This window comes from Pseudoduganella sp. SL102 (assembly GCF_027856995.1).
GTDB lineage: Bacteria > Pseudomonadota > Gammaproteobacteria > Burkholderiales > Burkholderiaceae_D > Rugamonas > Rugamonas albidiflava.
The window spans coordinates 3,591,607-3,605,671 of the sequence record NZ_CP115554.1 but is presented as its reverse complement, the minus strand read 5'-3'; the positions used below and the strand labels follow the sequence as shown (position 1 = coordinate 3,605,671).

Annotated in this window: 9 protein-coding genes; 3 read left to right on the top strand and 6 right to left on the bottom strand. The window is 67.3% G+C overall.

The window, feature by feature from the left end; translation table 11 throughout:
* Positions 1 to 56: 56 nt before the first annotated feature.
* Positions 57 to 3,083, top strand: coding sequence for a TonB-dependent receptor (locus OU994_RS15315; RefSeq protein ID WP_281611470.1), 3,027 nt, complete (start codon positions 57 to 59; stop codon positions 3,081 to 3,083).
* A gap of 236 nt (positions 3,084 to 3,319) precedes the next feature.
* Here OU994_RS15315 and OU994_RS15310 read toward each other — a convergent pair whose 3' ends face one another.
* Positions 3,320 to 3,964 carry a hypothetical protein gene (locus OU994_RS15310; RefSeq protein ID WP_281611469.1) on the bottom strand — a complete coding sequence of 215 codons (645 nt, stop codon included), beginning with the start codon at positions 3,962 to 3,964 and terminating at the stop codon, positions 3,320 to 3,322.
* Between the two features lie 301 nt (positions 3,965 to 4,265).
* On the opposite strand from OU994_RS15310, the gene OU994_RS15305 reads away from it, so the two are divergent.
* Positions 4,266 to 5,453, top strand: coding sequence for a diguanylate cyclase (locus OU994_RS15305; protein WP_131146144.1), 1,188 nt, complete (start codon positions 4,266 to 4,268; stop codon positions 5,451 to 5,453).
* Between the two features lie 386 nt (positions 5,454 to 5,839).
* Here OU994_RS15305 and OU994_RS15300 read toward each other — a convergent pair whose 3' ends face one another.
* Positions 5,840 to 6,781 carry a sugar kinase gene (locus tag OU994_RS15300; protein ID WP_281611468.1) on the bottom strand — a complete coding sequence of 314 codons (942 nt, stop codon included), beginning with the start codon at positions 6,779 to 6,781 and terminating at the stop codon, positions 5,840 to 5,842.
* Positions 6,782 to 6,989: 208 nt separating this feature from the next.
* On the opposite strand from OU994_RS15300, the gene OU994_RS15295 reads away from it, so the two are divergent.
* Positions 6,990 to 8,594 (top strand): methyl-accepting chemotaxis protein, encoded by a 1,605-nt coding sequence (locus tag OU994_RS15295; RefSeq protein WP_281611467.1) that lies wholly within the window; start codon positions 6,990 to 6,992, stop codon positions 8,592 to 8,594.
* Between the two features lie 133 nt (positions 8,595 to 8,727).
* Here OU994_RS15295 and OU994_RS15290 read toward each other — a convergent pair whose 3' ends face one another.
* From OU994_RS15290 to OU994_RS15275, 4 genes are read right to left on the bottom strand one after another with little or no spacing between them, the layout of a single operon-like run.
* Positions 8,728 to 9,381 carry a MarR family winged helix-turn-helix transcriptional regulator gene (locus tag OU994_RS15290; RefSeq protein WP_281611466.1) on the bottom strand — a complete coding sequence of 218 codons (654 nt, stop codon included), beginning with the start codon at positions 9,379 to 9,381 and terminating at the stop codon, positions 8,728 to 8,730.
* A 48-nt stretch (positions 9,382 to 9,429) separates the two neighbouring features.
* Positions 9,430 to 11,316 carry a bifunctional diguanylate cyclase/phosphodiesterase gene (locus tag OU994_RS15285; protein ID WP_281611465.1) on the bottom strand — a complete coding sequence of 629 codons (1,887 nt, stop codon included), beginning with the start codon at positions 11,314 to 11,316 and terminating at the stop codon, positions 9,430 to 9,432.
* Positions 11,313 to 11,801, bottom strand: a complete 489-nt coding sequence (locus tag OU994_RS15280) for a YfiR family protein (RefSeq protein ID WP_281611464.1) — start codon at positions 11,799 to 11,801, stop codon at positions 11,313 to 11,315. Before OU994_RS15280 ends, OU994_RS15285 begins: the two co-directional genes overlap by 4 nt.
* Positions 11,791 to 13,782, bottom strand: coding sequence for a TonB-dependent siderophore receptor (locus OU994_RS15275; RefSeq protein WP_281611463.1), 1,992 nt, complete (start codon positions 13,780 to 13,782; stop codon positions 11,791 to 11,793). Before OU994_RS15275 ends, OU994_RS15280 begins: the two co-directional genes overlap by 11 nt.
* Positions 13,783 to 14,065: the final 283 nt, after the last annotated feature.

Sequence of the window (14,065 nt, the reverse complement as noted above, 5' to 3'; positions counted from 1 at the left end):
GTGGCGTTCCACATCAGAGAGGAGACACCGTGCTGTACAGCAAGAAGAAGGGTTCCATGGAACTCAACGCAACACCCAATACCCACCACCGCCTGATCGCCATCGCCGTCGCCGGGGCTTGCGCCACGCTGATGGCACCGGCGTTCGCGCAGGATGCCACCCAGGCGGCCCCGGCATTAGCCCAGGCCGCCGCAGGACCGTCGGCCCAGGAAGCCGCCGGCAGCGTCGCCGATCCGACCGCACCAGCCACCGTCGTCGTCAAGGGCATCCGCGCCTCGATGCAGTCGACGCTGAACCTGAAGCGCAATTCCGACGGTATCGTCGACGGCATCGTCGCCGACGACATCGGCAAGTTCCCCGATACCAACCTGGCCGAATCGCTGCAGCGCATTTCCGGCGTGTCGATCGACCGCAACCGCGGCGAAGGCTCGCAAGTCACCGTGCGCGGCGTCGGTCCCGACCTGAACATGGTGCTGCTGAACGGCCGCCAGATGCCGACCTCCAACCTGGGCGACCTGGCCGGCCGCGCCTTCGACTTCTCGAACCTCGCTTCGGAAGCCGTGTCGCAGATCCAGGTGTACAAGAGCTCGCGCGCCGATACGCCGCCGGGCGGCATCGGCGCCACGCTGAACATCATGACCGCGCGTCCGCTCGAACTGGGCAACATGGCCAGCATCGGCGGCAAGGTGGTCTACGACACGTCGAACGACAACCTGCCGCAGGAAGACGCGGCGAAGCGCTCGTACACGCCTGAAGTGTCGGGCATCTACAGCACCACCTGGGGCGACGGCAAGTTCGGCGTGTCGGTCAGCGCCAGCTACCAGGAGCGCAACCTGGGCGTGAACCAGGCGCAGATCACCAATGGCTGGAAGGGCCCGTACACCGCCACGCAGACCGGCGTGACGGGCGTGATCCCGCTGCCTGGCGCACCCGGCTCGGAGAACATCACGAACCGCCCGGACGGCAGCGACGTGTATTCCGTGCCGCAGAATATCTCGTACTTCATGCGCGGCTCGCAGCGCCAGCGCACCAACGGCCAGCTGACGTTCCAGTTCCGCCCGAACAAGGACCTGACCACCACGCTGGACTACACCTACTCGCTGAACAAGGTGCAGACCAAGTACCACGAGCTGTCGGCCTGGTTCAACCACGGTCCTTCCGTGTCCAGCTGGACCGATGGCCCGGTGGCGTCGCCGATCTTCTACCAGGAGAACGTGAGCAACCAGGACATCAGCATGAATGGCGGCGACTTCGCCACCAAGTCCGAGAACAAGTCGATCGGCTTCAATACGCAATGGCGCGCCACGCCTGACCTGCGTTTGACGTTCGATGCGCACCACTCCACCGCGGTCTCGCAGAAGGACAGCCCGTTCGGCTCGAACAACGACCTGGCCACGGTCAGCTTCAGCCGCGGCAACACGCGCGTGAACTTCGAGAACGAGATGCCGGTTCTGTCGATCGAAGGCGCCGACTTCAACCGCGCGCCGATGCAGGTGTCCGGTTCGTGGTTCCAGGAAGGCTACCAGCGCATGGAGATCGACCAGGCCCAGGCCGGCGGCCGCCTGAAGCTGTGGGACACCTCGGAACTGAACTTCGGCCTGCAGCTGACCAACGTGAAGAACCGTTCGGCGTTCCAGCAGGTGCAGAGCGATTCGTGGGGCGGCGCCACTTCGCCGGCCGACTACCCGCAATCGATGTTCCGGCCTGATTCGCTGAGCCAGTACTTCGACAAGCTGGGCGGCCACGACAACCCGGCCCTGTTCCAGCAGATCCACCTGTTCGACTTCGCCGCGATGCGCCAGCGCGTGTCGGATGCGACCGGCAAGCCGGCCCTGTACCTGCCAAGCCTGGCCAGTCCCGACTACGACCGCCGCACCACGGAAAAGAGCCGCGCGCTGTACTTCCAGCTGAACACCGAGTGGGATACGGCGATGCCGATGCACACCGGCATCGGCGTGCGCTACGAAAAGACCGACGTGCTGTCGACCGCACTGTCGCAGACCGTGTCCGGCGTGAACTGGGTGGCGCAGAACGAACTGCCGTTCGTCTTCTCCGGCAAGGAGTTCACGAGCATGACGGGCAAGTACCACCACTTCCTGCCGAGCCTGGACTGGGACATGAACGTGCGTGACGACTTCAAGGTCCGCGCCAGCTATGGCCATACGATCGGCCGGCCGCGCTACGACCAGATCCAGGGCGGCACCAACATCAGCCCGACCGGCAACATCAACTACGGTACCGGCACGCGCGGCAACCCGGCGCTGGAACCGGTCAAGTCGAAGAACCTGGACCTGTCGGCCGAGTGGTACTACTCGCCGCAAAGCACGGTCTCGCTGGGCCTGTTCCACAAGTCGCTGTCGAACTACGCGGGCCAGAGCGTGAACATGGAAACGTCGCCGAACGTGACGACGCCGGTGGGCGGCGCCTACTGGAACGCGGCGCTGGCGTCGGGCTGCATCAACACCGACACCACCTGCATCCGCAACTACATCTTCCGCAACTTCAACGGCCAGGCGGGCGTGGTGCGCGGCGCGCCGAACGCGCTGGGCAACGAAACGGGCACGATCTCGGGGATTGCCGGCAACCCGGCGGTGCAATACCAGATCACCTCGTACGTCAACGAGAAGTCGGCCAACGTGAAGGGCGCGGAAGTCAACTGGCAGCACATGTTCGGCACCAGCGGCTTCGGCGTCCAGGCCAACTACACGTACGTGAAGTCGAACCTGGCGTTCAACAACGCGGGCGCGGGCAACCAGTTCGCACTGGTCGGCCTGTCCGACTCGGCCAACGTGATCGGTATCTTCGAGAACGACAAGTGGTCGATCCGTGCCGCGTACAACTGGCGCGACGAGTTCCTGTCCGCGGTCACCGACCAGGCAGGTTCGAATCCGCAGTACGTGGAACCGTATGGCCAGGTCGACCTGTCGATCGGCTACAACCTGACCAAGAACCTGACCCTGCAGTTCGAAGGCATCAACCTGAACGACGAAACGCAGCGCGTGCATGGCCGTACCAAGGACATGGTGCTGACCGTTACGCAGGGCGGCCCGCGCTACATGCTGGGCGCACGCTACAAGTTCTGATCCACCGCGATCGCGGGGCGCCGGAACCGGCGTCCCGCGTTACCGGACAAGGCTGCCTTCGGGCAGCCTTTTTTTTTGTGCCCCCCCCCGCCGCAAGCCCGCCGATTGCTAGCCGAACGCACCGGCGCCGCGCATCAGGCCGATCCGTGCCACTCACCTGGTGTGAATCAAGGTCCTGGCCAATGACTGGAGTGCCACCGGTTGCTACGTGTGCTGCCCGGTTCGCGAGACAGGGGTTACCTGAAGACGCCGCTCCCGAAACGGCCATACAGGTACGCCAGCTGAGAACACAGAAGAATCAGCCCGCCATTGGTCCATGCAAATGCCGCCAGCCGGGCAGCCATCAAGGGCAAGGGCGGCGGACGGACCAGGAAGGCGCCAAGCCTGCCGAACAGCCAGCTGGCCAGGACCAGGATGCCCGCGGCAATGGCAAAGTCGAACCAGCCGGACCACGCGAAGGGCATGCAAGGGCAGTGCACGACAGAGCTCATATAAGAATTGAGCAGCACATACGCCGGAATCAGGAGTGCCGCGAGCGCGCCGGGTAACAGCAGCAGCAAGGCGCGAAGCCGATAGGCTGCGATCTGCCATGCCAGGAAGGCGGCTTGCATGGTCGCGACGACCAGCCAGTCGGCGAGGGCAACCGGCCGTACTGCCAGGCCGAGCAAGGCTCCTGACACATCCGCCCCATAGATCAGCTTGCTGACAACCTCGTACGTCCGGCCTGCCCCGAGCAAACCGACCGGCACGCCAACCATCACGGCGGCAATGGAAACCAGACAGGCTTTTTGATGCCTGAATCCCTCTTCGGAATCGCTGTCCGGGTCGCCATGCCATGTGCGACGAAGCCAGCCGGCGAAACGCGCGCGAGCGGGCGTCATCGGGCTCTCCTGACTGGAGCGAAAACCGGGCCGGGCAAGGCAAATGTCATCGAAGGCACGCATACGGAAGCAACGCAGGCCCGGATTCTACAAGATGATTCCCGCAGGAAATCTCTCCAATACTCACGGAATTGCCGGTCCCCGCTTGCTCCCGAACCCCTTGCCGCGAGCTCGCCAGGCAAAAGTATTCCTCGCCGCAAGGGCAAAGCCGCTATTAAAGTGATACTTATCAGAAATTTAATGTACAATCTTGCGGCGTAGCGCATGTTCCGTGCGAATTCGTCAACGCCAGAAAGACCCCGTGCCGCATCACGACCTGTCCCACCCCCGCCTCGAGATCGACCGCCAGCGCGCGGAGTTTGCCGACGCGGCCGTGGAAGACCGCTTCAACCGCCACCACCTGCCCGAGCGTTCCGCCCAGCTGAAGGTCAGCCTGCTGTTCTGCGCCGCCTTCTACGTGGCGTTCGGCGCCACCGACGTGGCCACGCTCGGCCCCGGCCCGACCGCCTGGGCGATGATCGCGCTGCGCGTGCTGGTGGCGCTGGTGGCCGCCGGCGGCTGCGTGGCGATCCTGCGCCGGCCCGAATCGGTACGGGTAGCCGTGCTGGCCGCCAGCGCGGTCGAAGTGGTCGGCATGGCGGTGTTCATGGTGCTGTGCTGGTACCAGCCCGCCGCCACCGCCTGGAACGTGATGTCGCAGGCGCTGATCCTGATGGCCATCTACATCAACATCCCGAACCGCTTTGTCTACGCCGCGTGGATCGCCGCCGGGTCCAGCGTGGTGTTCTGCGCGATGCTGATGACGCAGGGTTTCCTGAAGATGGACGACATGGTGGCGCTGGTGCTGCTGCTTATCCTGGGCAATGCGCTCGGCTTCATCGGCGCGCGCCGCTTCCACCTGGCCCAGCGCGAGGAATTCCGCTCCGCCATCCTGCTGCAGCAGCTGGCCGACCGCGACCCGCTGACGGGCTGCTACAACCGCCGCGTGCTGCAGAAAGGCTTGCTGGACGCGGAACTGGCGCGTGCGCGCCGCTACGGCAACGCCCTCTCGGTGATCCTGTGCGACATCGACCACTTCAAGCAGATCAACGACACGCACGGCCACGCGGCCGGCGACCATGTGCTGCATGAATTCGGCGGCCTGCTGCTGGCGATGACGCGGGAAACCGTCGACAGCGTGGTGCGCTACGGCGGCGAGGAATTCCTGATGGTGCTGCCCGAAACGGACCTCGAAGGCGCCCGCACGCTGGCCGAACGGATCCGCCATGCCTTCGGCAGCACAGGCAGCGCCGTGGAACTGGGCCGCTTCGTCACCGCCACCGCCAGCTTCGGCATCGCCTCCGTGCCGGCGCTCGACCCGGACGCGCCGGACACGCCATCGGTGCTGCTGGAGGCCGCCGATGAACAGCTGTATGCCGCCAAGCGGGGCGGACGCAATTGCGTGCGGGGGGTGTCGGTGACCAGTGATCGGGCGTGGTCGATTGCTTGAGGGGCACCAGGGACTGGCTCAATTGCCGCTAAACCGAGCTTCTCCCGAGACATTGAAGGCGCATACATTCACCCCAACGGCGAAGGGCTGGGGTCAGGGAGGAATACTGGCTTGCAGGCCAGTATCGCTACGTCGGCAAGGAGCGATGCTCCTTGAAACCCCGACTACGCCCCGGCGGGGTGAAGCAGGGGTTTCGCGAAGCATGCTTCGCGCCTGCGCAACGGTGCTGGCATGCATGCCAGCACTCCACCCTGACCCCGGAGTCTGCACTTGGGGTGGATTTATTTCGCTCCTCGGAGACTGCCCCCTGCTGCTGCCCCCTGCGACGCTGGCGTTCTTTCGACATCTGATTTCGCTCGACATCCGGCATCGCTTCCAAGGCGGCCTCACCTGCCAGCGCCCACCTCGCGCGGCGGGATGGCGCCGCGGTGCGCGAGCTTGGCGGCGGCGACACGGTTGGCGAGGGCGGCCGCGGCGGCGGGCGCTTCGCCGCGCAGCACGGCGGCGAGATAGGCGCCGTTCCACGCGTCGCCGGCGCCGGTGGTATCCACTACGCTGGCGCGAACCGCCGGCACCACGGTGCGCTGCCCGCGCAGCCACACTTCACAGCCCTCTTCGCCCTGCTTGACCACCGCATGTTCCACCAGTTCGTGGGGCGCGCCGGGCAGGATGGCGGCATCGGCCGGCAGGCTCGGGAGCAGGATATCGACGAAGGGCAGCAGCTCCGCGCAGGCGGCGCGGGCGGCCGTCTCGCCGCCCCACAGCCGCGGGCGGTAATTCGGGTCGTAGGCGACCAGCACGCCGTGCTCGCGCGCGCAGCGGGCCGCGGCCAGCGTGGCGGCGCGGGCGCCCGGAGAGATGGCCTGGGTGATCCCGGACAGCAGGATGCATCGGGCGGAGGCGATGAAGGCCGCATCGATATCGGCCGCCGACAGCTGCGCGGCGGCGCTGCCCGCGCGGCGGTACGTGAACGACCGTTCGCCGCGCGCATCGAGCGAGATGAAGTAGACGCCGTTTTCGCCGGGTACCAGCGGCGCATGGCCGATGTCGATGCCCTCCCCTTGCCAGGCCGCGCGCAGGCCGGTGCCGAACGGATCGTCGCCGACGCGGCTGACGAACGCCGTGCGCGCGCCCTGCCGGGAAGCGGCCACCAGCGCGTTGAGGACATCGCCGCCATATGCCTTGCTGAACCGCTCGGCGCTGGCCAGCGGTTCGGTGGCGTTGAACTCGACCATGCACTCGCCCAGGCCGACGAGATCGAAGGCGCGTGCGGAATCGGAGTCTGGAAGGGGGGCGGCAAGGCGGCTTGCAGGGGTCGGCGTCGTCATCGGCTGGCGTGGATTGGCGTGGGTTGGCGTGGATTGGCACGAGATAAAAATTGCCGGTAAAGCTATCACCTTCCCGCATTCGTGCATAGCTTTTTGCTGCGGCGCGGCAGCCCGGCCGTGCGCCGGTGGCTTGCACGGTCGGGTATAAATGTTGGCGCTGGGCCGCGCAATGGACGCGGCCGCGCTTTCATTGCCAGGGAGACGAACGATGAATCTAGCGAATCTGGGGATCGGCAAACGGCTCGCCATCGGTTTCGGCATCGTGTGCATCATGCTGGTCGCCATGGTCCAGCTGTCGAACGCCATGCTGGGCCGGATCAACGACGGCACCCACGAGATCGTCAACAACCGCATGCCGAAGATCGACGCCACCGGGCGCATCCAGGCCGAGATCAACGATATCGCGATCGCGTTGCGCAACATGATGCTGAACGCGGATCCGGCGGACCGGCAGCGCCAGCGGGCCGAGGTGGTCGCTTCGCGCCAGGCAGTGAACGAGATCCTGCGCGAACTCGACGCCACGCTGCAGAATCCCAGGGCGCGCGAGCTGCTGGGGCAGATGCGCGCGGAAACCGAGCGCTATGTGGCGGCCCAGGAAACGCTGTTCGGCCATGTCGGCAGCGGCGCCGGCGAGGTGGCGCAGGCCTATCTCGCCAATGAGATGCGCCCCCTGCTGGTACGCCTGAAAGGCCTCGTCAGCGAACAGGCCGCGCTGCAGAAGCAGCTCAGCGAGACTGCCGCCAGGGAAGCCGCGGAAACCTATGCCAGCACCCGCAACCTGATGTGGGGCCTGGGCATCGGCGCCGTCCTGCTGGCCGCCGTCGTCGCCTGGTGGATCACGCGCTCGATCACCCGCCCGGTCGCGCAAGCGCTCGACGTGGCCAATACCGTGGCGGCCGGCGACCTCACCAGCCGCATCGACGCCGCGACCCGGGATGAAATGGGCGAGCTGCTGCGCGCGCTGCGCCGCATGAACGAAAGCCTGGCCACCACCGTGACGACGGTGCGGCGCGGTACCGACATCATCGCCACCGCGGCGGCGGAAGTGGCGACGGGCAGCCAGGACCTGTCGGCGCGCACCGAACAGCAGGCCAGCTCGCTGGAAGAAACCGCGTCGTCGATGGAGCAGCTGGCGTCGACCGTGAAGCAGAACGCCGACAACGCGCGGCAGGCCAACACGCTGGCCGGCGCCGCGTCGGCCGTGGCGGCGCGCGGCGGCGACGTGATTGCCCGCGTGGTCGGCACGATGGACGACATCCGCGCCTCGGCCAGCCAGATCGGCGACATTACCAGCGTCATCGACGGCATCGCCTTCCAGACCAATATCCTGGCGCTCAACGCCGCGGTGGAAGCCGCCCGCGCCGGCGAACAGGGGCGCGGCTTCGCCGTGGTCGCCTCCGAAGTGCGGACGCTGGCGCAGCGCTCGGCCGCCGCGGCCAGGGAAATCAAGGAGCTGATCGGCGCCTCCACCGACAAGGTCGCGGCCGGTACCCAGCTGGTCGGCGAAGCCGGCGCGACGATGCAGGAGATCGTCGACAGCGTGCAGCGGGTCACCGACATCATGGCCGAGATCACGTCGGCCAGCAGCGAGCAGTCGGCCGGCATCGAGCAGATCAACCGCGCCGTGGTGGAGATGGATGCCGTGACCCAGCAGAATGCCGCGCTGGTCGAACAGGCCGCCGCCGCGTCGGAGTCGATGAAGGACGAGGCGGCGCGGCTGGCGCAGGCCGTGGCGGTGTTCAGGGTGGCGGATGATGGAGCGCACGGGGTGGCCGGTGGCCGGCGGGAGGGGCAGCGGTTGTTGGCGGGTTAAATGGGGGAGCTAGTTTATGCGCTAACCAACACATTGGAAGCGCATGCATTCACCCCAACAGCGAAGGGCTGGGGTCAGACCCGCCGGGTCTGACCCCGGAATTTGCACCTGGGGTGGACTGACCTTTTCTGCCCTACGCGAACGTCTGCCAGTTCCGCTGGGCGGCGGTGGCGTCGGCGGGTTCGTGTTCGGCGCAGTCGATGCGCAGGAAGGCGATCGGCAGCGGTGCACCGACCAGGGCGCAGTGATGGGGGGCGGCGGCGCCGGGGAACTTGTTCGGTTCGAAATGCCGGCACGACAGGCAGGCGCGCAGTTCGGGGAAGCGTTCGGTCTTCTGCAGTTCGGCGATGGTCTTGAACAGGCCCGTCAGCAAGGCGACCTGCAGCGCGTGCGGCAGGGCCGAGACGGCGTCGTCGGCGAAGCCCAGCGCGCCTTCCAGCCGCTCGGCCAGCCGTTCGCCTTCCGGCGTCAGCAGGAGCGCCGTGGCGCGGCCATCGTCCGCGGCGCGGGTCTTGCTCACATAGCCTTTCGCCACCAGGGCCGCCACCGAATCGCTGGCGCTGGGGGTGGAAATGGACAGTTGCTGGGCCAGCCAGGAAAGGCGCATGCCGCGGGCGCGGCGGTGCAGCAGCTGCACGATGTCGGCCTGCGCGGGATTGAGCTGTTCCGCGGTGGACGCGGCCCACATGCCGGCGCGCAGCACGCTGGCGAGCCGGGCGATCGCGGTCACGATGCGTGCCGACAGGTCCGGCGTCGCATCCCACGGAGTTTCAGGCGTGATATCCATGCCCGCAGGATAGCCAGCCCGAAGGCAATTGTCAAGGAGTCCTAATAGTTACGCGGCGATACACGCGGCGTCGAGCTTCAGGTAGCGGGCCGCGAGAACGTCGGCCGCCATCGGCGCGCCCAGCAGGTAGCCCTGCACCACGTCGCAGCCGGCATGGCGCAGCCAGTCGAGCTGGCGCTGTTCCTCCACGCCCTCGGCCACCACGGTCAGCCCGAAGCCGCGCGCCAGCGCCAGCACGGCCAGGATGATGGTCTCGCCACGCTGTGGCAGCAGCTGCACGAAGCTGCGGTCCACCTTGAGCTGGTTGATCGGGAAGGTCTGCAGGTAGGCCAGCGACGAATAGCCGGTGCCGAAGTCGTCGATCGCCAGCCGCACGCCGAGCGCGCGCACGCCCTGCATGAAGGCGATGGCGCCCGACACGTCTTCCATCAGCACGCTTTCCGTCAGTTCCAGTTCCAGACGGCCCGGCGCCAGGCCACTCTCGGCCAGCGCGCGCGTCACGTCCTCGATGAAGCCCGGTTCGCGCAGCTGCCGTGCCGACATGTTCACGGCCAGGGTCAGCGCCGGCGCGCCGGCGCGCTGCCAGCCGGCCACCTCGGCGCACGCGCGCTGCAGCACCCAGCTGCCAATCTGGACGATCAGGCCGCTTTCCTCGGCGATCGGAATGAACTCGGCCGGCGAGATCTGGCCATGCTCCGGATGCCGCCAGCGCAGCAGTGCCTCCACGCCGACCAGTTCCCCGCTGGCGCAATCGAACTGCGGCTGGTAGTGCACGGCCAGCTGGCCGGCGTCGATGGCACGGCGCAACTCGCGTTCGAGCACGACGCGGCGCTGGGTGGCCGCCGTCATCGCCGGCACGAATTCGTCCAGCCGGTTGCGGCCCGATTGCTTGGGGTGGGACAGCGCCGTATCGGCGCTGCTCACCAGGTCGCTCAGGGTGGAGGCATCGACCGGATACATGCACACCCCGACGCTGGCGGTGGCGAAGAACTCGCCACCGGTCACCGAGATCGGATGGCGCAGCGCCTGCGTCACCTTGTCGGCGATGCCCAGCGCGGTGGCGCGGCCCGGGACCGGGGCGACGATGATGGCGAATTCGTCGCCGCCGATGCGGCCCACCAGGTCGGTCGTGCGGACCGCGCCGGTCAGCGCGTCGGCCACCTTCTTGAGCAGTTCGTCGCCGGCGGCATGGCCCGCCGTATCGTTGACCGTCTTGAAGTTGTCGAGGTCCACCAGGAGCAGCGCCAGCTCCGTGCCGTCCGCGCCGGCTTCCGCGAGCGCCCTTTCCAGGTGCGCGTAGGTGGCGTGGCGGTTCGGCAGCTGCGTCACGTGGTCGGTGTGCGCCATGTAGTCGAGCTCACGCTCGGCGGCGGCCACCCGGGCCCGCGTGGCGCGGCCCAGCGTGGCCACCACCAGCATGGCGCCCAGCGATGCCACCGCCAGCAGCCCCACGTAGCGCAGCATCGCACCCCGCAGCCGTTCCGTCCCCACGTGCAGCACCGTGTGGCCGACCACCTGGCCCCGGTAGCGCACCGTCTCGGTGACCACGATGCCATCGTCGCGCGCCACGCGGGCCGCCGCCAGCCCCGGCGGCAGCCGGCTGTCCGGATAGGAGAATTCAGCGAAGTGGCGGCCTTGCCTGTCGTAGATGCCGACCGCCTTCAGGCCCTGCGCGTAGCGGAAGGCGCGCAGCGTTTCCTGCGCCACCTCGCGGTCGCCGAACATCAGCGGCGCGGTCACGCTGTCGGCCACGATGGCGACCTGCACGCGGGCGCCATCCATCATCGCCTGGCGGATCTCGAGCAGCTGGTAGGCGATCAGCACGGCGCCGGCGATCACCAGCGCCGCCACGGCCGCGACCAGCTGGCCGCTGCGCAGCGTGGCGGCGATCGGCATGCGCCCGTTCGGCGCGCTGCGGGAGGGAAGCAGTTTCATCGGACGTTCCTTGCCAGGCGCAACAAGCGCGAACTGAAGCGCAGCCCGGCGCGCGCGGCTTCCTTCGTATCGATGTCGAAGCGCAGGTGCTGGTCTTCCTCGACCAGTGCCACCGCGCCCGCATAGCCGTTTGCCGGCTCGTCGACGATCGCCAGCATGCCAGTGCCCTCGGCGGCCGGGCGCGCCGCGCCGGCACGCAGCACGGCCACGTCGCACGCGGTACCCGCCGCCGGGACCACGACCGCCACCTTCCGCTCGCCCACCGGCTTGCCGTGCAGGGCGCGCAGGCTTTCCCACAGCGGGTGGCCGTTGTTCACGCACACGTTCAACGGCCGGGCGCCCGCGTTCGCGGGCCAGGTGGTGAACTGCGCGATGTTGTAGATATAGGCGGCCTTCAGCACGGCGTCATCCGTCTGGGCGTGACCGCGCGGCGCGGCGACGAGCAGCGCAAGCACGGCGGCGGCGGCGATCCATTCAGAACGCATAACCCGTCTTGACGAGCACCGTGCGGCCCTCGCGGTGGATGGCTTCCTGCACGAAGGCGGGGCCGGCCGGATCCGCGCCGCGGCGCCCCGCCGCGTTGTACAGGCTGACCGACCAGTCGAACTTGCCGGTGCGGGTGGCCGGGCCGAGCGTGAAGTTCCATGTGCAGAAGCCGCCCGTGCTGGCGTTCTCGGTGAGGCGGCGCGACGTGCACTGGCCTTCCGTGCCCAGGCGCAGCCTGCCGCCCGGCAGCGCCCAGGTGGCGTTCAGCTTGAGCAGGTGGCGCGGCGAATTGACGATCCAGTCGCCCTTCTCGTCCGCGGCATGCTGGTACGTATAGCTGCCGCGCAGGCGCGTGCCGCCCGCGAACAGGCGTTCGCCGGACAGTTCGACACCGTCGGCCGTGGCACGCTCGGTATTGTCGAACATCAGGATGCCGTCCGGGCGCAGCGTTTCCGTGATCAGGTCGGTGATCCGGTAATGGAAGGCCGCCAGCGCCAGCTTGCTGTACGCGTCCGGCTGGCGTTCCCATACCAGTTCGCTCGTGGCGATCTGCTCGGCGCGCAACGACGGATTGGCCACCGCGAAGACCTCGACCTCGTAATACAGTTCATAGGCATTCGGCGAACGGTACGCGGTGCCGTAGATCAGCTTCAGCGTATCCTTCGAACCGGGATGCCAGATCAGTGCCGCGCGCGGGTTGACACGGCTGCCCGTGGTGGTGTCGCGATCGTAGCGCACGCCGGCGTTGAGGATGAGGTCCCGTGAAAGGTGCACTTCATCCTCGACGAAGATGCCGGCGCGGCTGTCGGCGCGGCGGTCATCCATCGCCACCTCGACGGGATCGAGATCGTAGTTGTACTGGTCGCGTCGGGTGTTGCGCTGCAGGTCGATGCCCACCAGCAGCTTGTGGTTTGCCAGGCCGGTGTAGGTGCCGGTCGCATTGAAACCGTACCAGGCGCCATGGGCGCCGTCGACATTCATGCGTGGATTGCCTTCCTCATCCGGATACAGGCCCACGCCCACGTAGTCGATGCGGCCCCAGTCCAGCCGGGCCGACAGCGACAGGTCGTCCGACAGCGGCGCCGTGTAGCCCACGCTGGCGAAACTCTGCGCGTCGCGCGTGTAGTCCGGCGTGTTGTACACGGCACCGAACGATGCGGTGGGGATGCCCTTGGTGCGTGTCACGTGCCCGGCGCTGAACGACAGCGGGCCGCGCGAGGCCTTGACGAAGGCGCTGCGCGAGCGGTCGTAGTCGAGGCCGGCGGCGACGCCGTTGTTCTGCTCGGGCGTATCGAATTCGCCGGCATACAGGTCGCCGCCGTCGCGCTTGAATCCGCTGACGGACAGCAGCACGTCGGTGCCGTCCTGCGCGTGGTAGCCCCAGCTGGCGCGGCCGCGGCGTTCGCCCTTGCTGCCGGCCGCCAGCGCGGCCTGCGGACCGGCCAGCGCGCTGCCGGACTTGGTCACCACGTTGATCACCCCGAAGACGGTGTTCGAGCCGTACACTGCCGCGCCGGGGCCGGGCACGTATTCGATGCGTTCCACCAGGTCCATGTCCAGCAGGCCTTCGGTGCCGATCGACGCCTGGTCGTACACGCTGTCATTGACGCGCACGCCGTCGATCAGCAGAAGGTAGCGGCTGTTGTAGTCGCCCGGCCGCTGGAAGCCGCGCGCACCGATGTACGAGTAATTGCGGTCATCCGAGATGTACAGGCCGGGCAGGCTGCCCAGTGCCTCGGCCAGCGTGCGCCAGCCGTGTTCGCGCACATCCTGCGACGTCAGCACGGAAACGGCGGACGGCGCATCGCTGACGCGCTGCGCGAAGCGGGAGGCGGACGTCACCATGGTGACGCCCATCAGGCTTTCCAGCGGCATGGCGGCCAGGTCGCCGGACGGTTCGTCCAGCCCGCCCGCGTGGGCGAAGGCGGCTTGCAGGGCCAGGACTAGGACAAGTGGTCGGCGCAGGAATGAACGGGGCATTTTTGTAATGGTCTCGCCGGGGCGGCGTGCCGTGATCGGAAGGATGGAAATTCTGGAGAAATAAATTCTTTATGCAAGGCAACATATTACCGCCGTCCATTTAACAATGTGCTGTTTCTTAAGGGAAATATAACGCTTTGTGCGGATACACAACAGCAAGCCAGCCGGATTATTGCGATTCATTGCGATTCATTGCGATTCATTGTCCTCCTGCTCATCTTGTTGACCGCTTGACAGTGCGACGCGGCCCGCGCGGGACGGCACGCGATAATGCGGGGTGTTG